Below are 23,123 nucleotides of genomic sequence, written 5' to 3' on the forward strand. Positions count from 1 at the left end.
TGGTGTCTGGCAACTCACATGGGGGATTTTGGTACCAAGGTCTGCGGCGGTGATGCGGACGCGGGAAAGCGCTGTCTTTCATGCTTTCACTCGGGCAAACGCATGAGTTGTTTTCTGCTTACGGCCTCCTCCTTGATAACCGGCCGGGTTATGTCGTTTGCGATCGTGGCTAATACTTCCCCAAAGTTCCGTGACACTCTCTGGAACCGTGGAGCGCGCCCTATTATTCCAACACGGCGAAACGATCCTGACGTCAGTTGTTCAAAATGAGCTTACAGGTACCGCCATCTACTTTCTTTCCGTGGTCCTCATCGCTGCTACAGAAGATTGCCTCAAGACCTAACAAAGACTAGCGGAAGCGTAACAGTAAAGGAGCGGGCATGGCTTATCTTTTTGAGATGACTTTTTTCAGAACCATGATGGCAAAAGAGACCATGACCCCGAGGCCGAGTTTGCTTTCACCGTGCGCACGGTTCCGAAAGATCATGGGCACTTCGTGAATGCGTAATGGGGTTGAGCGTGCAAGTACGAGATCGAGAAGAATTTTAAAGCCATTGCCAGAAAGAGCTTCAACGCGTTCATCAAAACAAGAGCGGCGTATCGCAAAACAGCCGCTCATGGGGTCGGTGAGTGAGGATGAGAGGAGTTTTTGGGTAATCCATATTCCTCCTTGTGAGAGGGCACGGCGCCATCCGTTAGCGAGCCCATCATTTCTTCCACCTTCGATATGACGGCTTGCAACGACGAGGTCATATTTGCCGCTTTGTAAGGCGGTAATCATAGGTTTGAGGCACGTCTCATCATGTTGGAGGTCACCATCCATAACTGCAATGATGGGAGCAGATGAGCTCATGGCTCCTTCAATAACAGCGGAGGAGAGGCCACGCCGACCGATGCGTCGGATACCACGGATACGGGGGTTATGTTGGGCAATATCTCGGACACGTTTGATCGTGCCATCGGGGGAGTTGTCGTCAACAAATATAACTTCCCATTCGAGACCTGCGAGTGCTTTTTCAAGTGCTTGCGTGAGGGGTATGACGTTATCAATTTCATTATAACAAGGGATGATGATACTGAGACAAAGTGACGACATGAAGCACCCTAGAGATAAACACTATGACGCATTAATAACGGCAATCATTGTTTTTGTCATCTAGGAAAAGGGGATGAGAGAAGTGTTAAATAAAGTTAATTACTTAGAACAAAAATAATAAATAATGTAAAAACACACATTATAAATTAATTAGTGTCACAACAAAGTAATTTATTATATATCACCATAATTATTAAGTTGCTATAAAATTTTTAAGAAGAAAACCATATGACATTTTTTTCTATAGTGTTCAAATTCGGGGATAATATGTCTATATTTGGGTCGATAGCCTCATCGTTTTACGGAAAGACTATCTATTATTGTGATGCCTGATTGGAAAGGCTTCTCATAGGCTCCGAAGTGCGTCCAATGCCCGAGCCCGTCCCTCTTTAAGGTCTATGATGGGTGCGGGGTAGTCGGTCTTAAAGAGGCTGGGCGCTGTCCAAGGTTCGCGGAGCTCTTTTCCAGAAAGAGAGCGTAGTTCAGGCACCCATGTGCGGATATAATCGCCGTGCGGGTCGAATTTTTCAGCCTGCAAGGTGGGGTTGAAGATGCGGAAGAAAGGGGTGGCATCAATGCCCGTGCCGGAGACCCATTGCCAGTTCATGCTATTGCTGGCGTGGTCGGCATCAATGAGCGTATCGCGGAACCAAGCCTCTCCTTCGCGCCAATGGATCAGAAGATGACGGGTGAGGAAGGAGCCGACAATCATCCGTGCGCGGTTATGCATCCAGCCTGTGTGCCATAATTCACGCATGCCCGCATCAACAATGGGAATGCCCGTGCGGCCTTGCTGCCACGCACGTAGAGCCTTGGGGTCGTTGCGCCAAGGCATCCGGTCAAATTTCTGATTAAGATTGCGGAAGGGGAGATCAGGCGTGTGATACAGTGTGTAACGGGCGAAGTCGCGCCAAGCGAGCTCGCTGAGATAGCAGCGCGTATCGGGTTGGCTTTTGCCGCTTTGGCGCACGGTATGCCAGACCCGACGGGGCGACAGTTGCCCCCATGCCAGACGAGGGGAGAGGCATGATGTGCCTTCTTGCCCCATAAGGTTACGGTCGGTCTCGTAATGAGCGAGGTCGTGGGTGATGAAGTCGTCCAGTTGCTCATGAGCCGCGATGAGGGAGGTGTCCCAACGCTCGCGCAGGCCTTCGGCCCAGTCGGGATGGTGGGGGCGTAATGTTTCTTCATCGAATCGGTATTCTGACAACACGTCGTCTGGAAGAGCGAAGAACTGAAGCGTGCGTGGAATGGGCAGGGGTGTCGGAATCGGGTGCTGTTGAAGGGCTTTCCAGAAAGGGGTGAAGACACGGTAGGAAGCCCCGCTTTTGGTTGCGACGGTGTTTGGGCTTAGTAGAACCGTGCCCCAATATTTATGCAGAGCGACCTGATCCGGCAGAGCTTGGGCGATACGGTCTTCTTGCGCGCGTTCCCGTTCATGAAAACGCGCATGGGTATGCACGCTCGCGGCCTGTGTGGCACGGGCGAGAGCGGGGATGAGGGTCTCGGCTTCTCCCCGAAGGGTAATGAGCGTGCCGCCGCGTTCTTCTAGAGCGTGGCGGAGGGAGGAGAGCGCCCCATGAAGCCACCAATGGGCTGCACCACCGAGGGGAGGCAGCGCTGTTTGGCCGTTTTCTAGGATAAAGACGCAGAGAAGGGGACGCCCTATTTGAGCGGCTTCATACAAGGCTGGATGATCGTCGAGGCGTAAATCATCACGAAACCAGAGAAGAGTAGGGCGCTGCACCATCGTTTTCTCCTTCACAAGAACCCGTAGAGTGTGTCATGGGAGCTTATAAAGCAACCATTATATCCTAAAGAGGAAAAGTGACATGGCCGAATCCAATCATAATAAACTTTTCATCGGCGAGCATCGCCTCCATCCTGATACACAGATGCTTAATTATGGGTATGATCCTGTTTTATCAGAAGGGGCTGTGAAAGCACCGGTCTTTTTGACCTCAACCTTCGTCTTCCCGACTGCTGAAGAAGGGCGCGACTTCTTTGATTACGTGTCCGGTCGTAAGCAACCGCCTGAGGGTAAGGGCGCTGGGTTGGTTTATTCGCGCTTTAACCATCCAAATAGCGAGATTGTGGAAGATCGTTTAGCGATCTACGAAGGCACAGAGAATGCGGCGGTGTTCTCTTCCGGGATGTCCGCCATTACGACAACGTTACTGGCGTATGCGCGTCCGGGTGATGTTATTTTGCACTCCCAGCCGCTTTATGGTGGGACAGAAACATTACTGAGCAAAACGATGGCCTCCCTCGGCATTAAAGCTGTGGGTTTTGGTAATGGCGTGGATGAAGCCTCGGTAACAGAAGCAGCCGAAAAAGCCATGGCTGAAGGGCGTGTGGCGATTATCCTCGCGGAAACGCCGGCTAACCCAACGAATGGTCTGGTCGATATTGCCCTTATGCGTCGTGTGGCGGAGAAGATTGAGGATAAGCAGGGGTACCGTCCGCTTGTGGCGTGCGATAATACGCTGCTCGGCCCGGTCTATCAGCATCCATTGGAGCATGGGGCGGATCTGTCGCTCTATTCCCTCACGAAATATGTGGGTGGTCATTCCGACCTTGTGGCCGGCGCTGTGATGGGCACAAAAGCGATGATGACGCCGATCCGTCAGCTTCGTGGTGCGATCGGCACGCAGCTGGATGCTCATAGCTGCTGGATGCTGGGACGTTCGCTCGAAACATTGGGCATGCGTATGGAGCGTGCGGCGATCAATGCGGAGAAAGCGGCGGCCTTTCTAGAGCGTCATCCTAAGGTGACGACGGTCTATTACCCGCCTTTCTATGATAAGAACTCCCCACAAGGGCATGTGTATCAGAAGCAATGCAGCGGGGCCGGGTCAACTTTCTCCTTTGACATTGTCGGTGGGCAGGAAGCAGCCTTTAAGTTCTTAAATGCGTTGCAGATCATGAAGCTGGCCGTCAGCCTTGGTGGGACAGAGTCACTGGCGAGCCATCCAGCAACCATGACCCATTCTGGTGTGCCGGTAGAGGTGCGTAACCGTATTGGTGTGACGGATGCCACTGTGCGCCTGTCTATGGGTGTTGAAAATGGTGACGATCTGCTCGTTGATCTCGAGCAGGCACTTGAGAAAGCGTAAGGGCGCCTTTTTGAACGTCTAAAGAAAAAGGGGGCGTCCCGGATACGTCCCCTTTTTTGTATCGTCATAGTTGTTCGTGGCGGTGCTAGTGACGCAGCCAGCGTGTCAGGCTGTTGCCCACCATTTGAATGATGAACACCATGATGATGAGGACAATCACCACATCCATCATGACGGTCGTGTTAAAGCGCTGATAGCCGTAACGGATGGCGAGGTCTCCCAAACCACCAGCCCCAATGGCCCCGGCCATTGCGGAGGCGCTGACCATAGTAATGAGGGTTACCGTCAGGCTCCCGATGAGGCTTGGTAGGGCTTCGGGGATGAGCACCGAGCGGATAATGGTCAGACGTGTGCCGCCCATGGCTTTAACCGCATCAACAAGCCCCATATCGACTTCCCGTAAGGACACTTCAGCAAGCCGCGCGAAATAGGGGATCCCAGCAATTGATAGCGGCACAATGGCGGCTTCTGTGCCTAAGGACGTGCCCGCAATAAAGCGTGTGACGGGGATCAGCACCACCAGCAGGATGATGAAGGGGATCGCCCGCAACGCATCGACGATAATGCCGACAAGACGGCCAATGATCGGCAAACGATAGAGCCCATTCGGCCCAGTCACGATCATAAACACCGCTAAAGGCAGCCCCACCAGCACTGAAAAAGCGGTGGAGGCAAAAACCATCTCAAGCGTCTGAAGAGTGGCGTGGAGGATGACATTAAGGATGATGGGGGACATATCCCAGAACCTCCATGCTTTTAACGAGCTCTTTAACGAATTCAACGGCCTCATCGCGGCGTTCCCCGCGAAGGCTAACAATCATATCCCCAACGGGCTGGCCGCTAATGGTCGTTACCCCGCCTTGCAGCAAGGCAGCATCAAGGGTGAACCGTTGGGCTAAGGCCCCAAAGAAGGGCGGCATCACGCCTTCACCGCTATGGACAACGCGCATGATAATTGCAGCCCCGGGGGAATCCGTCTCGCACATCTGCTGTGCAACATCATTGGGCAGTTTGGGGCGAATATCAGCCAAAAGCGGTTGGAGGGTCTTCTTCTGCCCACCATCACTGAGGAAGTCGATTAACGTGCCATCTTCAATCAGCTTCCCATGGTCTAATGCCAAAATGCGCCGAGCAAAGCGGCGCACAACATCCATCTCATGGGTGATGATAATGATGGTCAAGCCAAGCTTGCGGTTAATGTCGGTCAGTAGATTGAGAATGGAGGTGGTGGATTCTGGGTCTAGCGCCGAGGTCGCTTCATCGCAGAGCAGCAAGGTCGGGTTTGCGGCAAGTGCACGGGCAATCCCCACACGTTGTTTTTGCCCGCCGGAGAGCTGGGAAGGGTATTTCTCCCCAAAACCCGCCAATCCAACAAGCTCAAGCAGTTCGTTGACACGTTCCTGCTGCTCCCGACGTGGGCGTCCTGCAATTTGGAGAGGTAGAGCAATGTTACTAGCCACGGTGCGGGAGGTCAGCAAGTTAAAATGCTGGAAGACCAAGCCAATATGACGGCGTATCTCAATCAGCCGGTTTTCAGGCTGTTTGGTCAGGTCGATCCCATCCAGCAGGATCTGCCCTTCCTCAGGCGTTTCAAGTGCACAGAGGAAGCGCAGCAGCGTTGATTTTCCCGCACCCGAGCGGCCAATCACACCAACAACCTCGCCTTTTTCGATGGAAAAAGAGATGTTCTTTAGTGCGGCTTGGCCACCAAAACGATGGGTGACGTGACGGCTTTCAAGAATAGGGGCTTTCATGACCATGCAGGCGAGACCGTACCATGAAAGAGGTCGTCAATAGACTGATGCACATTAGGTTGATGGAAAGCCTCCACCAATGGCTTTACCCAAGCGGCGTTGGCATCTTGCGTGTTGACCGCGATAAAATTGACGTATGGGTTATTGGCGAGCCCCTCAACACCGATCCGGTCTTTAACGAGGTCAATCCCGGCTTTACGGGCCCAATCGGTATTGACGATGGCGGCATCAAGGTCTGACAAAGAACGCCCCACCATGCCCGCGTCTAGCTCTTGGACGGTGATGTTGCGTGGGTTGTCGGTGATGTCCAACGCGGTGGGGAACAGTCCCGCATCGGCGGAGACCTTAATCAGCCCCAATGTTTGGAGCATCCGCAACGCGCGGCCTTCATTGCTGGGGTCGTTCGGCACGCCAATAGTGGCCCCTTTGGGGAGGTCTGCGATGGCATGCCATTTATGGGAGTAAAGCCCAATCGGCTGGAAATACGTGTCCCCAACGGGGGTGATCTCATAGCCGTGTGCTTTTATTTGCGCCTCCATAAAGGGGCGATGCTGGAACGCGTTGGCATCCAGCTCATGCTCGGTCAGAGCTTCATTGGGGGCGTTATAGTCAGAGAACGGGATGACCTTAAGCGTCAACCCAGACTTGGCTGCATTTTGTGCAACGATACGCCAAATATCTTCGTCCTCGCCCGACATAATCCCGATTTTGAGCACACGGGCCGGGGCCGCATAAGCGGAGGACAGCAAAGCAGAACCTGCCAAGCCGGCTGAAAAGTTCAGAAACCGGCGGCGATTAAAAGAAGGAGACCGGGTCATGAGCATGTACCATTCAACGGTTAAGTGTCGTTTTACACCATATTCAACATTTATATGTCGTGCCATAGGAAAATAGGAGTGCTTCGCTATGGCCGCTATCGCCGCTCAGCTATCGCTTAATGAGACAGCGGGGAAATGGTGGTAGCGAGGAATACGCCATCAGACAAGCTTTTTTCGTTTTTATCAATATAAGGATGTGGTTATGTGTTCGGAGAGATATGGTTCTACGTATCGACGTAGGTTCCAAGGGCTTTGGTTGTCAGGGCGGCTGTAGGAAAGTTGAGTGCGCTTATTATCGTCGGGATTGGACGTGATTTCGTGTCGTCTTCCAGAAGATCCACAGGCATTTCATCCAAAGAGAATGAAAGAACGCGAGCTTACCTATGAAATGCTGAGCTTCGTTAGCTGCCCAACATGATCGTAAAAGGGCGGGGAATATTATGAGGTCATTGGTTTATCGGATGCTATAAGAGGCGATAATGCGTGATTATCTTTGAATGAGGAGTGGGTTGAAAGCACCATGCAGACCACATGTTCTATCCATAATATGGTATTATCCTGCGTTTCGCCTTCCTCTTATCCTTCTTTCGTGACGGTACTGAAGGATTTTGCACCATTAGGAGCCTCTCTTTTCAGTATTCTCATCGCCGGTGCAGCGTTCTGGGTGGCGCGATCACAGAAAAAGATCAACGCCAATGCGTATAGGCTCAATCTCTTTAAAGAGCGTTTTGCGGCTTATAAGAAATTTCAAGAACGTTATGAGTTTATACCAAAGGATGAGGATGAACTTGTATTTAAATTAGAGAAGAAGACGTATCCAGATAGTTCTTATATGTCGATGTTGGAAGAAGTATATCTTCTTTTTGATAAGGATCATACTATTGAAAATTTGATGAAATCTATTCGATTTTTTCAGGAGAAAGGGTTTCTGAATCTTGTTATTGTTGATGATTTGCTTCAGAAGGTAGAAAATGAAAAGAACAATATGCATAAAAATTTGGGGAAAAAGGATGTGGATTTAACTCAAGTTATTTCTAATGAATACACGAATATATTGTACTCTCTCTTTAGGGAAGGGTTAACAGACTTCCCCAACAACGATGGAAAATATATGTATAGACTTGATATTAATTATGGTCTTAAGGAAAAATTATTTGTTTTTTATTTTGAAAGTTATTGTGGTTTTGTTAAAAAAGAGATTCGCACAATAAATGAAAAAGAATTATTTAAAGAATATAAAGATACATTTAGAGATGTTGAAAATTATATAAAAGAATGGAGAAAAACTTACACAACAGCTCGCAAGGAAGAGGAGCACTATCATTATGAAATTATTGCGAATGAAAGAACGTCTTTAGACCAGATTAAAGAGATGATGGAGCGTAAGCTTTCGTTGCCGTCAAACCCTACAGATTAAGGGAAATATGCTTGCTGGATGAGGTTCTGTTTTGTTTCAAACTCTCTCAGAGATTGTATGGATAGAAAAGGGGCCGTAAGGGGGAGGGAGGACGAGCGAGACAAAGGCGGTTTGCGAGTGATTGACTGAGGCTGTTCGTCTGCGACCTAAAACAAGCTGCATGACCTATAGAGCACGATAACGGTGATGTTCAGGAATGATGAGAATGGCATGACAGCGTCGAAGCTTCTGGCTGTTCTGAGCTTTAGGGCCTGTTAAGTTTCGCAAGATAGATGGACTGCCGAACGGATTATCATGAGTATGATGACATGAGTTTTTTCTGATCGGAGCTGGTCTTTCTGGGAAATGTTAATTGAGAAAGTTCGTTTGAAAGGGAAGACGTCGTCTAAGAAACTTTGGCGAACGATATCTTAGGTTTTTTGGCGATATCAGAACGGTGGGACGTGTCGTGCTTTCTGAGTTTGCCTTTGGTAGATGGCTGTTCAGTGTTTCATGTGTTGGTGAAAGCTGGAGGCGTAGGGCAGCGTCTCTTCCTTTCTTATTGCTGCTACTAAAGAGTATATTAAGGCCCGATAAACCATAGTATTTCATTTTTTTATAGAAACTATTGTGAACTATTGGCGGTGTTTGAAACAGTTATACTGCAAAAATTGACGTGATGTAGATAAAGATGACAAGAAAATTTCTTTCTTTTTTGCTGGTGTGTTCGCCTGTAGACGTTCGTCATCTTTCCTTTTGGTATTACTTATACTCTTTGGGAAACGCGCTTCATTGTAGGCTGTTGGGGTTTATAAAGATGCTGCCGTTCAACACGAGGGGATCATAACGGTGAGGTATATTGTGAGTTTCGGAAAAGGACTTAAACGGGCTATCTGCTTGTTTGTTATTTCATATCAATAGGGTTTGATCTTAGAAGATGGGTGTGATGTCGGTACGTGTATTGAGAGCTATAGATAGTGTCTGGATGGTACGTTTTATGAAAGGAATGGACCATCCATAACATTTTCCAGTTGCGTTATGTGAGAAGGTAACCCACGGGAAAATAAGGATTATCAAAACCATGCCATCGATATAAAACTAAACAATATAGTAATATATGTTATTTTCACTTTGAAAAATCGTGTGAAATATATTTACCATGAAATTGTCGTTTTATGGGGGTCTTCCCCATCATCATGGAGGCCACGATTATGGCTGCTGTTTCTTCTGTTCTCAATCGTTCTCCTGCTGTGGCCCCGGCGGCTAATGCACTTCAGGTGACGCGTTTGTCTCCTGCTATTGGTGCGGTGGTGGAAGGGATTGACCTTTCCAAGCCTCTTACACCGGCCTTGCGTGATGAGATCAATGCGCTGCTGCTTACTCATCAGGTGCTGTTCTTCCGTCGTCAGAAGGTTTCTCCTGTGCAGCAACGTGATTTTGCGCGCAATTTTGGAAGCCTGCATCGGCACCCCATTTTCCCTGTTGTAAAGGACGTGCCTGAAGCGATTGTGCTGGATACGGCATTGAATGATCTACGTGATAATGCGCTGTGGCATACAGATGTGACGTTTGAAGAAAAGCCACCAAAAGCAGCGGTTTTAGCGGCACGTCTTTTGCCCGAAACCGGGGGTGGTGATACGATCTGGGCGAGTGGGACTGCTGCGTATGAAGGACTGTCCGAAGGGATGCGCCAGCGTGTGGAGCATCTGACGGCTCAGCATGATTTTACACGGTCTTTTCCCGTGTCACGTTTTGGAAACACACCTGAAGCACTCGCAAAATGGACGGAAACGCGCAATGCGCACCCACCTGTGACACATCCTGTGGTGCGGGTACATCCTGAAACGGGCGAAAAAGGGCTTTTTGTGGCGGAAGGCTTCACGACCGAAATTAATGATGTGGATTTTGGTGAAAGTCAGGCTCTTTTGAGTTATTTATTCCACCATGCCACGAAGCCGGAATATTCGGTACGGTGGCGTTGGGAAGAAGGTGATATTGCCTTTTGGGATAATCGCATTACGCAGCATTATGCGGTTGATGATTATCGCCCAGCACGACGGATTATGAACCGGGTCACGATCTTGGGTGATCGCCCCGTTGGCCCGTCATAAGAGAAAGAGGAATGAAGTCGATGGCGGTGGCCCCGCAGCCTAATGGTCATGTGTTACGTGATGACGGTCGTCCAAAGGCGAACACGTTGAAGTCCTTTCATGTTGCGATGATTTCCATTGGGGGAATTATCGGGGCAGGGCTGTTTGTGGGCACATCGGCAACGATTGCGGCTTCTGGGCCTGCTGTGCTGCTTTCCTATCTTGGTGCGGGGGCCGTTGTTTGGCTGGTGATGCGCCTTCTGGGTGGTTTAGCGATTGATGCCCAAGGTCGTGGCTCTTTTATCAGCCATATTGCCCAGCATGTGGGGCCGCGTGCGGCTTTTATGAGTGGCTGGAGCTATGCGTTTCTTTGGGCTGTTACAGCCGGTGCGCAGGCTGTAGCGGGGGGGATGATCCTTCAAGACTTGGTCGCTGTACCCGCTTTTGTGGGGGCGTTGGCTTTTATTGCGATCGCTTGGGCGATTAATCGTTTATCCCTCCGTCATTATGGGCAGGCAGAAGCGGGGCTTTCCATATTAAAGCTGCTCTTTTTGGGTGTGTTTATTTTTATTGGGCTGGGATGGCTGGCATGGTCAGGACATCCGTTTAGCCGAGCCGTACAAACGATGACGAGCCATGGTGGGTTTTTCTCCTGTGGTGTGTGGGCTGTGATCGGGGCTGTCCCCATGATTGTGCAGACATTTAGCGGCTGTGAAATTGCGGTGATGGCGGCCGCTGATAGTGACCGCCCTGTGGAGAATATTACCCGCACGGTGCGTCGTTTGCCGCTGCAAGTTCTGTTCTTCTATGCCGGGTCTGTTCTGGTCATTGTGTCATTGGTGCCGTGGGATGCGGTTCGGGTTGGGCATTCGCCATTCTTAACGGTGTTGCACATGCTGCATGTGCCGTTTGCGCAAAAAGCCGCCATTGCCGTGACGTTGATTGCCGTGCTTTCGTGCCTTAATTCCGCTGTTTATGTCGTGTCTCGCACGATGCGCGAGTTAGGCAGCCTTAACCTTGCACCGCTTTTCCTCACTCAGGAAACAGCGCGTCATGTGCCGGTATGGGCGCTACGGCTTACCACGGCATTGGAGCTGATTATTGTGCTCTTTGCCGTCGGGTCACCAGAGACCGTGTACCCTATTTTGCTTGGGGCATCGGGCGGGTTAATTCTCTTTATGTATATGATGGCCGCCATCGCTTATTGGCGGAACCCCAGATTACGTCAAAAGCGCCTGAATCGTTGGATCGCAGGAACGGTTATTGGTGTGATCCCTGTCCTAACGATCTTATTGCTCTTCTTGCCGGGGTCGCGGATTGATACGCTTTTGTCATTGGGCACGATCGCCTTGCTGGCTCTTGGCGTGAGCATATCCCTCCATGTGAGGCAGCGCCGTGCCCAGCTTGGTTCGTAAGGGGCGGCTGGTTTAAGCGTTATTGCCTTTTTTGGGAGAGGTGACACAGATAAGGCTGAGCATAATGAGCCCAATACCGCTCCATCCAACCCAGGGAAGACGTTCGCCCAGTATGAAAACGGCTAAAAGAGCAGCGACTGTGGGTTCAAGAAGCGTAATGGTTGTTGCGGTGCTTGCAGGGACATGGCGCAGCCCATAGCCAAAGCACATAAAGCCGATGAGCATCGGAATAACCGCTAAATACGCCGCGGCGGCGATATAATGCCAAGAGAGCAGAAAAGCGCCCCCTGTGCTGAAGAGCACCGGCATAAGGAGCAGCCCGCCCACACCAAAAATGCTGCCCATAGCGGCCCTTGAGGGAACATGACGTTGAATAAGCCGGTGGGCGGCCCAAGAGTAGAAGGCGTAGGTAAAGCCCATGATAAGGGCGAGAATAATCCCCATAATTGGTGCGGGGGCGGCGTGGTGAGAGAGGCTGGCTGTGCGTTCTGCGAAGCAGAGCAGAGCAATGCCTGTAATCCCTAAAGCGGCACTTAAATACCAACGAGGGCCGAGCGTGACACGATCCATCACGGTATCAATGATAGCCGAGAATAAAGGAGCTGAGCCGAGACTGACGACCGTGCTGACAGCAACGCCGGACATATGCATGGAGGTGTAGAATGCGAGGGGGTCAATTGCGACAGCAAGCCCGCCAAGCAGAACATAAAGCCCGTATTTTTTTAAAAGAGCGCGTGCGTGGTACAGGCTTGGTAAAGCGCTGAGTGCTTGGAGCAGTCCCCCGCAGCCCATCGCTGCTGCCCCCATTGTGAGTGGACGAACGGGGGGCGCCATGCTCGCGGCGATGCCAATACTTCCCCATAGAATGGCTGTGATGGTAATACTCAACAGTCCAAGCTGGTATTGCCGAGGGGAAGAAGCCATGCGCACCATCCTGATCAGGGGGATAAAAGGGAGAGGGGCTTCTTAACAGATCATGGCGGTATGTTTCTAGAGAGACTTTTTGTACCGTTACAGGACGGAGGGAGCGAAGACGTTTCTAATCTATTATCGTTTTGAAATAGAAATATATAATGTTTATTGATGATTCCGTAAGGCCTCAATAAGCACCGCAAGACCGGGTGGGACGTGGCGGCGGCTGGGATAATAGAGGTAATAGCCGGGGAAAGGTGGGCACCAATCTTCTAATACACGGATAAGGCGGCCCTTTTGGAGATGGTCTTGCACAGCATCATCAAGCACGCAGGTAAGGCCAAAGCCTTTTAACGCAGCCTCTACGGTGAGGTCTGTGTCATTGAAAATCAATGGGCCATTGACGCGTACATTGAGTGGGCGGCCATCGCGTTCAAACTCCCACAAATAAAGCCCGCCTTTGGTGGGGAGGCGGAGATTGATGCATGCATGATCGGTCAGATCATGTGGAGTGAGAGGTGGAGCATGGTGGGCGAAATAGTCGGGAGAGCCCACAACAGCCATGCGTTTTGGGGGGCTAATACGCACGGCAATCATGTCTTGTTCAATTTGTTCACCTAAACGAATGCCGGCGTCAAATCCTTCGGTAACGATATTATGGAGGCGATGGGAGGCATCAATTTCAAAGACAAGGTTGGGGTAGCGTTGGCTGAGTTTTTCAATACATGGCCAGAGCAGCATGTGGGCGACAAGCTTGCCTGAGGTAATGCGCACAGTGCCGGTGAGGGTGTTGCTGGCATGGTGCAGATCATCAAAAGCGTCGTTAAGTTGGCTGAAGATGGGTGTGAGGGCGTTCAGGAACGTTTTGCCAGCGGCTGTGGGTGAGACGCTGCGGGTCGTGCGGGTCAGGAGTTTGACCTGATGGCGTTCTTCTAAATGGCGTATCGTATGACTTAAGGCTGATTGTGACACGCCCAGACGTGCGGCGGCTTTGGTGAAGCTTCGTGCTTGGGCGACAGCGACAAAGGCATAGAGATCGCGGAGGTCTGCACGTTCCATTGATGAATATCTTTCATAACGGCAATATCATTTATCATACTTATCATAAGATGTGAGTGGAGTCATGGTGAGGGCCTGTCGATAAGAGAGTCGTGAGAAAGAGGATAAACCATGAAGAAACGGATTTTAGGACAAAGCGGTCTTGAGGTGTCAGCGATTGGTTTTGGCTGCATGGGGATCGATTTCGGATACGGTCATAAGCTGAGCAAAAAAGACGGAATAGCCCTCATTCGTGCCATTGCGGAGCGTGGTGAAACCTTTTTTGATACTGCTGAAGTGTACGGGCCTTTTACGAATGAAGAGATGGTCGGGGAAGCGCTGCGTCCCGTGCGGGATCAGGTGACGATTGCGACCAAATTTGGGTTTAACTATGTGGATGGAAAGACGGAGGGGCTGAATAGTCGCCCTGAGTCTATTCGCCGGGCCTGTGAAGGATCGCTCAAACGTCTTGGTATTGAAACGATTGATCTGTTTTATCAGCATCGTGTGGATCCAGATGTGCCGATTGAAGACGTCGCGGGGACGGTTAAAGAGCTGATTGCTGAAGGGAAAGTCCGCCATTTTGGCTTGTCAGAACCCGGTGTTCAAACGCTCCGCCGGGCTCATGCGGTGCAGCCTATTGCTGCGTTACAAAATGAATATTCGTTATGGACGCGTGATCTTGAAACGAATGGGATTTTTGAGGCCTGTGAAGAGCTTGGCATTGGGCTTGTGGCCTATAGCCCGCTTGGCAAAGGCTTTTTAACAGGCACGATCTCTAAAGAGACCGAGCTGAAAGAGGATGATTTCCGGGCCATTTTGCCACGTTTTAAGGCGGAAGCGATGGAGAAGAACGAGGCCTGTGTGGATATATTGCGTTCTATCGCATGGGAGCGTGGGGCAACGATTGGGCAAATTGCCTTAGCGTGGATTTTGGCCCAAAAACCATGGATTGTACCCATTCCTGGCACTAAAAAATTGTCACGGTTTGACGAAAATGCTGCAGCTTCGGAGATTATGTTGAGTGCTGATGAGCTGAAGAAAATTGAAGAGGCAGTCAGAACCCTAACGATTGAGGGCGCACGTTACCCTGAGAAATTTATGAAAATGATTGGTCGGTAAGCTGTGCGCTTTAAAAGAGAGCCAGTAGAATTTTAACGGAAAATACGGCGAAGGCAGCGCCAACCAGAATGATCGGGATGAGAAAGCGGAGAAACATCTTGAGTGCTTCTTTGGTATCGTCATCCATTACGTGATTGTCCCTCTATGCTCTGACGTTGTGAGAGTACACAAAAAGCCGCCCTGATGGAAAGGGCGGCTTTTTTCGTTCCTCCTCAAGAGTGGCGTCTATGGGCTGGGGTATGACAGGGTGGCACTGCCGTGGCTGTCACATTCCCCCAGCACTATAGAGTGCCCCATAGAGCAGGGTGATAAAGGAAAGCGTTTATTGAGCGATCACGGCTCTATGCGTTTCATAATCACAACGGCAGCGAGGTAAACAGCAAGATAAACAAAGGGAATAAAGAAGATAATGCCTTCTAGGTCACCCATCATGGTTGTGTCTCCTTGTTCTGGTCGTGGTCTTGATTGTTTTGGGCTTCAAAGAGAACGGCCCCTGTAGCGGAGATGAGCACGATCATCACCGTGCCGACAACCCAAGCGAAATACCACGGGCCTTGGTCGCCAACGAAGACAGCAAAGAGCAGGGCGATGACGAGCGCAGCCCCAAGGCCTGCGAGTTTCAACAAGGATGGAAATTGAGCAAACATAAGCCCCTCCTTAATAGCTATCGTGACTATTGATGACGTCATGCACACTCACGCGGCCGCGCATGACATGGTAACACCAAGAGGTGTACGAGAGGATGAGTGGAATGAAGATGCAGCTCACAACCAACATCGCGGTGAGGCCATAGGCGCTGCCTGTGGCATTCCATGTGCTGAGGCTTTGGTCTGGTGCTGTGGATGATGGCATGAGGAAGGGGAACATCGCAGCGCCGATTGTCCCGATGGTACCGATCCAAGAGCCCGCACCCAGCCACCAAGCAAGCCCGACATGGTCACGGCGGAGGCAGAAAGAACTCGCCACCATGCAGAATGTTCCCATAATGGGGATCAGCCAGAGCAATGGATGGGCTGTGAAATGTGTCAGCCATGCACCTTTTACCATGGCGACATGTTGGCCATGCAGTGGGTTGGCTGGCATGTTGGGATCTACCGGAGCGGTCAACATAAAGCCCTTGATGCTGTGAACCCAGACGCCACCAATCACAAAGAGCAGGGCCGCGACAAGTCCACCGAAGGAGCTATACTGTTTCGCGCGTGAGTAGATGGGCTCTTCTGCACGCAGCATCAGCATCGCCCCGCCTTGCTGCACGCTGAGTGAGACGCTCATAAGACCGCAGAGGATGGCAAAGGGATTGAGCAAGTATGACCAGAAGCTCTCATCTTGGATATATTGCCCCGTCCACAGAAAGTGATAGCCAACCCCTTGGAGGACATTCCCAAAGGCCGCACCGAAGACGAACATCGGTACAAAACCCGAGATGAGGAAAGCACTATCCCATCCTGCGCGCCAATGCTTATTTTCCACTTTAGAGCGATACTCAAAGGCTACGGGGCGCAAGATCATGCTAAAGAGCAGCAGGATCATCACCACGTAAAAGATGGAAAAAGACGTGCCATAAAGGGAGGGGAACGCTGCGAAGATGGAGCCGCCTCCCAAGACGAACCAGACTTGGTTTCCGTCCCAATGAGGGCCGATAATGTTGAGCATGGTGCGGCGTTCGGGGTCAGTGCGGCCGACAAAGCGCAGAAGTGTGCCGACGCCCATATCCATTCCAACCATCAGCCCAAGCGCTGACAGGAGGAAGCCTAAGATCCCCGTCCAGAGAAGTTTAAGAATAACATAAGCCGTCATCAGAAGCGCCCTCCTTGTGCGTTATGCAGGCCTGAAAGCATCGGGTCGGTGCTTGGCGTTTCGTGGGATGTATGGTCCTGCGGGCCACGGCGTGCGTAGCGGAACATCAGATAAAACTCTGCGATAATCAGCGCGCTGTAGAGGAGGATGAAGCCAATCAGTGAGAAGGTCATATACCCGACTGTATGGCTGGAAGAAGACAGGAAGGTCGGCAGACGATCAAACACTGTCCAAGGTTGACGCCCTGCTTCTGCGGTCACCCATCCAAACTCTGTTGCCATGACAGGCAGAGGAATGGCCCATACAGCAATACGAAGCAGCCAACGGTTGCTCTCAAGCTGATTACGCAGGCTGAAGAAGGTGGAGAAAGCAAAGAAGATGAAGAAGAACCCACCTAGAGCCACCATGATGCGGAAAGCCCAGAAGGTAGCGAACACATTCGGCAGAATATCCGGCTGTGTTTGTTTGACGACGCGCTCAAGGTCAGCCTCAGTGATGGCGCTGGTGTCTTGGTTGGGACTATGACGCATGGCGAGAAAGCCAAAGCCCATATCGTCTTCATGCGCGCGGAAGGTTGCGAGATCCGTGCTGGAATGGCTATCACCATAGCGTTTGAGCGCATTGATCGCGATAATGCCGGAGCGGATGCGTGGTGCTGCTTGGTCTTCAAGCTCGTGCATACCGGTGACTGGCTGGTCAAAACTATGCGTAATGAGCGGGGTCAGCACAAACGGAACACCGATCTCAAGATGGTTTTCTTGCTTGGCATCATCGGGTAAGGCGAAAGCCGCCCACGGTGCATAGGGTGGTTTTGACGTATGCCATAGCCCTTCGATCGCGGCGATTTTGGTCGGTTGTTTTGCGTAGTCCATCCGGCCCAAGACGTCCCCTAAGGTGATGACGGCGACCGAAGAGACCAGCCCAAAAAGGGTGGCGATACGGAAGGAGCGGAGCGCAAGCTCACGATGACGTCCACGCAGGAGATAGAAGGCGCTGATCCCCATAATGAGCATCGCAGCGCAGACATAACCGGCAACAGAGGTGTGAACAAACTTCGCTTGAGCGTCTTCACTAAAGACGAGCTCAACAAAGCTGTCGAACTGCATCCGCATGGTATCGGGGTCAAAATGCGTGCCTGTAGGGACATTCATGCCCGCATTGGCGATCAGGATCCACAGGGCGGAAAGGTTAGACCCCACGGCAACAAGAAAGGTCACGGCCAAATGAGCGGGGCGGCTGAGGCGATCCCACCCAAAGACCATGAGGCCGATGAAGGTCGATTCCATAAAGAACGCCATCAGCCCTTCAATGGCGAGTGGTGTGCCGAACATATCGCCAAAGAAGTGGGAATACATCGACCAGTTAGTGCCGAACTCAAACTCCATCGTCAGCCCGGTTGCCACGCCGAGGGCAAAGTTGATGGCAAAGAGATGGCCCCAAAATTTGGCCATATCACGGTAAATACGACGACCGGTGATGACGTAAACAGTCTCGATCGCGGCAACAAGGAAGGTCAGCCCCAAGGTGAGGGGGACAAACATAAAATGGTAGAGCGCTGTCATCGCAAATTGAAAGCGAGACAGGTCAACGACATGGGGATTGATAAAATCCACTGCAAACTCCTGTTTCTCGAAGGGGGCATGGACAGAGCACGCTAGGGTAAAGGGCGGAGATGCTCCCCGGATGGGCCGTCGTCGAAAGAGAGAGAGCGGCAGGGCCCAGCCAGAAAGCATCACCTTCTGTCAGGTTGGGTATGTATGGGGGCTTAACTCATCGCTCACCCCCTTCCTCGGCGATGAGGGCGCCATTATGCAGCCTGAACACGCGGTTCATAAAAGGGAGGGGTTCTGGCCTATGGGTAATGCACAGTACACCCGCTTGGGGTAATGCGGCGAGCACATTGTCTATAATGTGTGTGCCCATAGAGGGAGGGAGGCTCTCAGTCGGTTCATCCAGCACGAGGAAGGATGGGCGACGTAGAACGATTTGCGCGAGGGCGAGGCGGCGCATTTGCCCGCCGGAAAGCCGTGTGCCGTGCTCTCCACAGAGTGTGTCCAACCCTTGCGGCATGGCGTTGACCTCTTCATGGAGGTCAACAATGTGCAGGGCTGCGATCATCTGTGCTTCGGTCGCTTGTGGATCCGCCATAAGCAGATTGCGCCTCACACTGCCTTGGAAGAGATGAGGCGTTTGACTGAGCATCCCAATCTCGTGAGAAAGCTGCTCGGTTGTAAAATGATTGAGCGGTTTATCTCCGAGTGTGACACTCCCATGATCGGGGTCGATCAGCCGCATGATGAGGCGAGAAATGGTCGATTTTCCCGCGCCAGAAGGGCCGGTGATGGCACAGCGTTCCCCCGGTGCGAGACTGAAGGTGACATCGTTCAGCACTTTGTGCCCACCGAGAGAGAGCTGGACATGACGGAGGGCTAAAGGCGCGTGCTGGGGGAGGGCTACTGGTGTGGATGGCTCTGGCGTGGCGATGGGAAGAGCACAGAGGGCACCAGCCCGTTGCGCGGCTTGAACAAAGCGTTCATAGGCCAAACGAGCCTCCATCAAAGGCGCGATCATCTCAAAAGCGGCGAGAACCCCCATCGCCAGCATAGGGAGTTGCGCTGTTGTGAGGTGCCCAGCCTGCAGGGCTTCAGAGGCACAGAAGAGCACGCCTAAAACGCACAGCATGGTGAGGATGGGCAGCAGTTGCCGCACGATATGGGAGCGCCATGCTTGCCCTAAAATAAGGCGGTTGACCGTTGTTTGGCGCTGGTGCAGGCGGCCCATACAGCGCTGGGCTGCACCATTAGCCAGAATATCGGCCATGCCTTGTAAGGTCTCCAACATATCCGCGTGCAGACGGGCCGTATTCTCTCTTTGCTTTTGAGAAAGTGGGTCTGTCAGCACACCGATCAGCCATGGGAGGGCGAGGCCACCAACGCTTAATCCAATGGCGAGCACAAGGCCGCTGGCTGGGTTGAACAGGCTGGTCACACCGACAGCGACGAGAGCGCCCACGAGGGCGGTGCCGACAGGCAGACCTACATCAAGGGGGAACTGCCCAAGCTGCTCGGTGTCATGGACGAAGCGTGACAGGACATCACCGCTGCGCGCCTGTGTTGCCAGACTTTCTGAGCGTGGGGCGAGGGTTTTAAAGCTCCAGACACGTAGCTTTCCCGTCACACGGAGGGCGGCATCATGAGTGATGAGCCGTTCCCCATAGCGGGCCACGATGCGCACGGTCGCAAAGAAGCGCACACCAGCGGCGGGCAGCGTGATGTTGAACATATTTTGTGCCACGATCCCGCCTATTCCCGCGGCTGCCGCGCCTGCTAAGAGCCAGCCGGAGAGAAAAAGCAGCCCAAAGCTCGCCAAAGACGCCAAGCATGAAAGAACACACCCAGCAAACAAGACACCGCGTGCTTGGCGGAGGAAAGGACGGATGGAAAAAGCGGACGGTGACGGTTGGGTCATGAGACCGCTCCTGTTTGTGCCCATGCCCCGTTACTCAGCGTCAGAGTTTGTTGAGCGTAACGGGTGAGGTCAGAGCGATGGGCAATGACGACGCAGACCCGCCCGCTGCTGGCATGCGCGATGGCGTCTGCCACATGGGCGGCATTGGTGGCGTCGAGATCAGCTGTAGGTTCATCAAAGAGCAGAAGCTGAGGGGCACGAAGCAGGGCGCGAGCCAGAGCCAGCCGGCGGATCTGCCCTGCTGAAAGCGGCGCGCCGCGTTCCCCCAAAGAGGTCTGGAGGCCTTCAGGAAGGGTCGCGATAATGTCGCTCATGCCGGCCTGTTGTACGACGTCATGCAGGGCGTCTTCGGTGGCATGAGGCGAGGCGAGGCGTAGATTATCAGCGATAGTGCCTGCAAGCAGGAAGGGGCTTTGCGGTACCCAGCCAATCGTGAGGGATGCCAGAGGGCATTCTGTGCCGTCTGCACGCTGTGCGTTGCCTTGGCCGGAACGGAGCGGCATCATCCCTAATAGAACACGCAGGAGCGTCGTTTTGCCGCTGCCGCTGGGCCCGGTAATGACGGTAAGCTGATCGCGGTTAAAGTGAGCGGAGAGGCTGTGAAGCACGTCGGGTTCGTCGCCATATCCTGCGCATAGCTTTTCAAGTTGCACGCTCTGAAGAGGAGCGGATGTGGAAGACGGACGGTCGGTCTGACATAACGGTGGAAGGGTGAAGAGCTCTGCGATCGGGGTAAAGGCACTTTGGGCATTTTGACGGTCATGGTAGCTGGCAGAAAAACTGCGCAGCGGCATGAAAAACTCAGGGGCGAGCAGCAGCACAAAGAACGCCTCTTGGAAGGCCACTGTTCCGTTTAGCAGACGGGCTCCAAACAGCACAGCGACCAACGCGATTGACAGGCTGGAGAAGAACTCCAGCACGGCAGAGGTGAGAAACGCGACCCGCATAACCGCCATCGTGCTGCGCCGATGCGCGTGGGTCTGATGAGCGAGGATGGTTAACCCATCGCGCGTGCGCCCAAACAGACGCAGCGTGGTCAGCCCTTGGAGTGTATCAAGAAAAGAAGCGCCGAGAAGGAGAAGCTCTGTCCATTTGCGATCCATCAAGCTTTGGGCACTATACCCCACAAGAGCCATAAAAAGGGGAATAAGCGGCCCTGTGATGGCAAGGATCAGCAGGCTCCACCCGTCAAGCTTGGCCACCATTGCCAAGATAAGCAAAGGGGTGACGAGCATGGCCGCTGCTCGGGTCATGTAGCGGGATATATAGGAGTGGAGGGCCTCAATCCCTTCAGAGAGGAGAGTGGCCATGCGGCCACTATCCTGGCCAGACAGCCCCACCGGCCCCACACGGAAAAGATGCTCCATGGCTTCCATGCGTAAGGAGGAGGTGACGGTTTGGCCCGCATAATCACCCAGCGTATCGGCACTGCCCTGACAGAGGGCGCGGAGCACGACACAGCCTATGAGAAGCCCTGCATAAGGGAGGTCGTTGAGTGCGTGATGATGACGAAAGGCGAGGTCGGTAATGATGTGCGCAAGAATTCCCATCTGCGCGATGAGAAAAACAGCGCCACCACCACCGAGCATGACAGACCCCGCAAGTGGTACAGCGGCAAGGCGCGTCAGACGGGATAATGTCTGCGGCGCTCTGGCGTGAAGGCGGGGTGTCATGAAGAGCCTCCGAAGGTGACAATAGGTTCAGCACAGATGTTTGGCTGAACGAGTAGATTGACTTAACAAAATCACTTTATCGCCATAATCAAGCCCAAACAGCTTAATTTTCTGCGAGAAAATAAATTTTTTTGATATATATCAAATTAAAAAATGGCAGAAAACTGCTTCGTATAAAGGGTATTTAAGGATAAAACAAAAATATAAAAAAAGGTGATTAATGAAAAAACTTAATTCACATTCTGAGATTCGCGTGAGAGAATGAGTTTCCTTCTTCAGACGATGAAAGAGCGACAAGCGATGAATGAGGCAGGGGATGACCCGGTAATACCGCCGTTGCGTATTGGTGAGAAAGCACCGGATTTTCGGGCACGAACGACGCAAGGAATGGTGACATTAGGAGGATTGCGCGGGCGTTGGGTAATCCTCATGGCACATCCTGCGTCTTTTACTCCTGTTTGTACGAGTGAATTTATCGCGATGGCGCACCATGAACCAGCCTTCCGCCGGCGCAACTGCGTCGTTCTGGGGTTGTCAGTCGATAGTTTGGCGTCTCATTTAGCGTGGGTTGACCTCATTAAAGAGCGCTTTGATGTGGAAATTCCGTTCCCGATTATTGAAGACCCTTCCCTAGAGCTTTCGCGGATTTACGGCATGTTGGATCCTTCCGCTCAAGATAGTGCGACAGCACGTGCTGTGCGGGTGATCGACCCAGAAGGGGTCTTACAAGCAAGCCTGACATATCCGGCAACGGTGGGGCGCTCTATTGCGGAGATGCTGCGTTTGTTAGAGGCCCTTCAGGAGGTGGAGCGTTCTCACGTCGTAACCCCAGAAGGATGGCACCCCGGCCAACCAACACTTGCGCCGCCCGCTCAAACGCAGCAATCGATGCGTCAGCGGGGGAGGAGTTGGTTTCTTCACCCCAAAGGAAATGAATGTGCCGGCCGATTATCCCAAGAAGATGATGAGGAGGGATGATGGCAGAGACAAACCAAGAGCTATTACGTCACAGAGTGCCAGTGACGGAGGAGCAGTGTCGCTCCTTAGCAGAAGAGATGCGTATGCTGGCTCAACCGCAACGGTTGATGATTCTCCTCTTATTACGCCAACAACGCTGCATGGTCGCTGATATTGAGCGTTTAACGGGGATCACCCAACCGATGTTGAGCCAGTATTTAGGGCAGCTGAGACGGGCTGAGCTTGTCGTTTCTGAGCGTGTTGGGAGAAAGATTTTCTACAGGCTAGCCCAGACGGTCACGGCGCAAAAGGCTCAGGATTTATTGACGATTTTGGTGCCAGAGAGATCATCAGACGGTGCTGCGGACGAGGAAAAAAGCGTGTCTTCTGAAGAGTGGCCTTCTCATGGTCATGGGGCCATGTTTGCTCAGTTATTATAAGCGTTCACTGCGCTGAGACTGCGGTATTGCA

19 protein-coding genes are annotated in these 23,123 nt (G+C 52.2%); 7 read left to right on the forward strand and 12 right to left on the reverse strand.

What is annotated here, in order from left to right; translation table 11 throughout:
* Positions 1 to 385: 385 nt before the first annotated feature.
* Both F457_RS0107605 and F457_RS0107610 read right to left on the reverse strand, forming a co-directional pair.
* Entirely contained in the window at positions 386 to 1,096 is a 711-nt protein-coding gene (locus F457_RS0107605; protein WP_018980538.1) for a polyprenol monophosphomannose synthase, read from the reverse strand.
* 346 nt (positions 1,097 to 1,442) lie between these two features.
* A complete protein-coding gene (locus F457_RS0107610) occupies positions 1,443 to 2,846 on the reverse strand; it encodes a cryptochrome/photolyase family protein (protein ID WP_018980539.1) in 1,404 nt (467 codons plus the stop codon).
* A gap of 82 nt (positions 2,847 to 2,928) precedes the next feature.
* Here F457_RS0107610 and F457_RS0107615 point away from each other — a divergent pair, with 82 nt between their 5' ends.
* Entirely contained in the window at positions 2,929 to 4,212 is a 1,284-nt protein-coding gene (locus F457_RS0107615; protein ID WP_018980540.1) for a cystathionine gamma-synthase family protein, read from the forward strand.
* 85 nt (positions 4,213 to 4,297) lie between these two features.
* Here F457_RS0107615 and F457_RS0107620 read toward each other — a convergent pair whose 3' ends face one another.
* Genes F457_RS0107620 through F457_RS0107630 form a run of 3 tightly spaced genes read right to left on the reverse strand, consistent with a single transcriptional unit; the run spans position 4,298 to position 6,784 of the window.
* On the reverse strand, positions 4,298 to 4,948 hold the full coding sequence (locus tag F457_RS0107620; RefSeq protein WP_018980541.1) for a methionine ABC transporter permease: 651 nt from the start codon (positions 4,946 to 4,948) through the stop codon (positions 4,298 to 4,300).
* Entirely contained in the window at positions 4,929 to 5,972 is a 1,044-nt protein-coding gene (locus F457_RS0107625) for a methionine ABC transporter ATP-binding protein (RefSeq protein ID WP_018980542.1), read from the reverse strand. Before F457_RS0107625 ends, F457_RS0107620 begins: the two co-directional genes overlap by 20 nt.
* Positions 5,963 to 6,784, reverse strand: coding sequence for a MetQ/NlpA family ABC transporter substrate-binding protein (locus F457_RS0107630; RefSeq protein WP_018980543.1), 822 nt, complete (start codon positions 6,782 to 6,784; stop codon positions 5,963 to 5,965). The genes F457_RS0107625 and F457_RS0107630 overlap by 10 nt, the downstream gene beginning before the upstream one ends.
* A gap of 520 nt (positions 6,785 to 7,304) precedes the next feature.
* Between F457_RS0107630 and F457_RS0107635 the strand changes: the two genes are divergently transcribed.
* From F457_RS0107635 to F457_RS12580, 3 genes are all read left to right on the forward strand, one after another.
* Complete coding sequence (locus F457_RS0107635; protein WP_018980544.1) at positions 7,305 to 8,201, forward strand: hypothetical protein; 897 nt, start codon at positions 7,305 to 7,307, stop codon at positions 8,199 to 8,201.
* Between the two features lie 1,190 nt (positions 8,202 to 9,391).
* Complete coding sequence (gene tauD / locus F457_RS0107640) at positions 9,392 to 10,291, forward strand: taurine dioxygenase (protein ID WP_051081317.1); 900 nt, start codon at positions 9,392 to 9,394, stop codon at positions 10,289 to 10,291.
* An 11-nt stretch (positions 10,292 to 10,302) separates the two neighbouring features.
* The gene (locus F457_RS12580; RefSeq protein ID WP_245539126.1) at positions 10,303 to 11,685 is read left to right on the forward strand and encodes an amino acid permease; all 1,383 of its coding nucleotides are present in this window, start codon (positions 10,303 to 10,305) and stop codon (positions 11,683 to 11,685) included.
* Positions 11,686 to 11,697: 12 nt separating this feature from the next.
* Here the strand turns inward: F457_RS12580 and F457_RS0107650 are convergent, their stop codons facing one another.
* Together F457_RS0107650 and F457_RS0107655 are read right to left on the reverse strand one after the other, a co-directional pair.
* Entirely contained in the window at positions 11,698 to 12,609 is a 912-nt protein-coding gene (locus F457_RS0107650; RefSeq protein WP_018980547.1) for a DMT family transporter, read from the reverse strand.
* A gap of 153 nt (positions 12,610 to 12,762) precedes the next feature.
* Entirely contained in the window at positions 12,763 to 13,656 is an 894-nt protein-coding gene (locus F457_RS0107655; RefSeq protein ID WP_018980548.1) for a LysR family transcriptional regulator, read from the reverse strand.
* A 111-nt stretch (positions 13,657 to 13,767) separates the two neighbouring features.
* On the opposite strand from F457_RS0107655, the gene F457_RS0107660 reads away from it, so the two are divergent.
* Positions 13,768 to 14,757: an aldo/keto reductase gene (locus F457_RS0107660; protein WP_018980549.1), complete on the forward strand. Its 990-nt coding sequence runs from the start codon at positions 13,768 to 13,770 to the stop codon at positions 14,755 to 14,757.
* 428 nt (positions 14,758 to 15,185) lie between these two features.
* Here the strand turns inward: F457_RS0107660 and F457_RS0107675 are convergent, their stop codons facing one another.
* The 5 genes from F457_RS0107675 to cydD form a co-directional block, all read right to left on the reverse strand.
* On the reverse strand, positions 15,186 to 15,404 hold the full coding sequence (locus F457_RS0107675; protein WP_018980552.1) for a hypothetical protein: 219 nt from the start codon (positions 15,402 to 15,404) through the stop codon (positions 15,186 to 15,188).
* 10 nt (positions 15,405 to 15,414) lie between these two features.
* Complete coding sequence (gene cydB / locus F457_RS0107680; RefSeq protein WP_018980553.1) at positions 15,415 to 16,554, reverse strand: cytochrome d ubiquinol oxidase subunit II; 1,140 nt, start codon at positions 16,552 to 16,554, stop codon at positions 15,415 to 15,417.
* On the reverse strand, positions 16,554 to 18,167 hold the full coding sequence (locus F457_RS0107685; protein ID WP_018980554.1) for a cytochrome ubiquinol oxidase subunit I: 1,614 nt from the start codon (positions 18,165 to 18,167) through the stop codon (positions 16,554 to 16,556). Before F457_RS0107685 ends, cydB begins: the two co-directional genes overlap by 1 nt.
* A gap of 157 nt (positions 18,168 to 18,324) precedes the next feature.
* The gene (gene cydC, locus F457_RS0107690) at positions 18,325 to 20,022 is read right to left on the reverse strand and encodes a thiol reductant ABC exporter subunit CydC (protein WP_018980555.1); all 1,698 of its coding nucleotides are present in this window, start codon (positions 20,020 to 20,022) and stop codon (positions 18,325 to 18,327) included.
* Positions 20,019 to 21,695 (reverse strand): thiol reductant ABC exporter subunit CydD, encoded by a 1,677-nt coding sequence (gene cydD, locus F457_RS0107695; RefSeq protein WP_018980556.1) that lies wholly within the window; start codon positions 21,693 to 21,695, stop codon positions 20,019 to 20,021. The genes cydC and cydD overlap by 4 nt, the downstream gene beginning before the upstream one ends.
* A 261-nt stretch (positions 21,696 to 21,956) precedes the next feature.
* On the opposite strand from cydD, the gene F457_RS0107700 reads away from it, so the two are divergent.
* Both F457_RS0107700 and F457_RS0107705 read left to right on the forward strand, forming a co-directional pair.
* Positions 21,957 to 22,673, forward strand: coding sequence for a peroxiredoxin (locus F457_RS0107700; RefSeq protein ID WP_018980557.1), 717 nt, complete (start codon positions 21,957 to 21,959; stop codon positions 22,671 to 22,673).
* Positions 22,673 to 23,092 (forward strand): ArsR/SmtB family transcription factor, encoded by a 420-nt coding sequence (locus F457_RS0107705; protein ID WP_018980558.1) that lies wholly within the window; start codon positions 22,673 to 22,675, stop codon positions 23,090 to 23,092. The genes F457_RS0107700 and F457_RS0107705 overlap by 1 nt, the downstream gene beginning before the upstream one ends.
* Positions 23,093 to 23,123 lie beyond the last annotated feature (31 nt).

The organism is Saccharibacter floricola DSM 15669, assembly GCF_000378165.1.
Taxonomy (GTDB): domain Bacteria; phylum Pseudomonadota; class Alphaproteobacteria; order Acetobacterales; family Acetobacteraceae; genus Saccharibacter; species Saccharibacter floricola.

What these genes read in the sequence shown, in the direction of transcription:
- F457_RS0107605 (WP_018980538.1), bottom strand. Translation starts at nt 1,096, where the DNA reads ATGTCGTCACTTTGTCTCAGTATCATCATCCCTTGTTATAATGAAATT.
- F457_RS0107610 (WP_018980539.1), bottom strand. Translation starts at nt 2,846, where the DNA reads ATGGTGCAGCGCCCTACTCTTCTCTGGTTTCGTGATGATTTACGCCTC.
- F457_RS0107615 (WP_018980540.1), top strand. Translation starts at nt 2,929, where the DNA reads ATGGCCGAATCCAATCATAATAAACTTTTCATCGGCGAGCATCGCCTC.
- F457_RS0107620 (WP_018980541.1), bottom strand. Translation starts at nt 4,948, where the DNA reads ATGTCCCCCATCATCCTTAATGTCATCCTCCACGCCACTCTTCAGACG.
- F457_RS0107625 (WP_018980542.1), bottom strand. Translation starts at nt 5,972, where the DNA reads ATGGTCATGAAAGCCCCTATTCTTGAAAGCCGTCACGTCACCCATCGT.
- F457_RS0107630 (WP_018980543.1), bottom strand. Translation starts at nt 6,784, where the DNA reads ATGACCCGGTCTCCTTCTTTTAATCGCCGCCGGTTTCTGAACTTTTCA.
- F457_RS0107635 (WP_018980544.1), top strand. Translation starts at nt 7,305, where the DNA reads ATGCAGACCACATGTTCTATCCATAATATGGTATTATCCTGCGTTTCG.
- tauD (WP_051081317.1), top strand. Translation starts at nt 9,392, where the DNA reads ATGGCTGCTGTTTCTTCTGTTCTCAATCGTTCTCCTGCTGTGGCCCCG.
- F457_RS12580 (WP_245539126.1), top strand. Translation starts at nt 10,303, where the DNA reads ATGAAGTCGATGGCGGTGGCCCCGCAGCCTAATGGTCATGTGTTACGT.
- F457_RS0107650 (WP_018980547.1), bottom strand. Translation starts at nt 12,609, where the DNA reads ATGGCTTCTTCCCCTCGGCAATACCAGCTTGGACTGTTGAGTATTACC.
- F457_RS0107655 (WP_018980548.1), bottom strand. Translation starts at nt 13,656, where the DNA reads ATGGAACGTGCAGACCTCCGCGATCTCTATGCCTTTGTCGCTGTCGCC.
- F457_RS0107660 (WP_018980549.1), top strand. Translation starts at nt 13,768, where the DNA reads ATGAAGAAACGGATTTTAGGACAAAGCGGTCTTGAGGTGTCAGCGATT.
- F457_RS0107675 (WP_018980552.1), bottom strand. Translation starts at nt 15,404, where the DNA reads ATGTTTGCTCAATTTCCATCCTTGTTGAAACTCGCAGGCCTTGGGGCT.
- cydB (WP_018980553.1), bottom strand. Translation starts at nt 16,554, where the DNA reads ATGACGGCTTATGTTATTCTTAAACTTCTCTGGACGGGGATCTTAGGC.
- cydC (WP_018980555.1), bottom strand. Translation starts at nt 20,022, where the DNA reads ATGACCCAACCGTCACCGTCCGCTTTTTCCATCCGTCCTTTCCTCCGC.
- cydD (WP_018980556.1), bottom strand. Translation starts at nt 21,695, where the DNA reads ATGACACCCCGCCTTCACGCCAGAGCGCCGCAGACATTATCCCGTCTG.
- F457_RS0107700 (WP_018980557.1), top strand. Translation starts at nt 21,957, where the DNA reads ATGAGTTTCCTTCTTCAGACGATGAAAGAGCGACAAGCGATGAATGAG.
- F457_RS0107705 (WP_018980558.1), top strand. Translation starts at nt 22,673, where the DNA reads ATGGCAGAGACAAACCAAGAGCTATTACGTCACAGAGTGCCAGTGACG.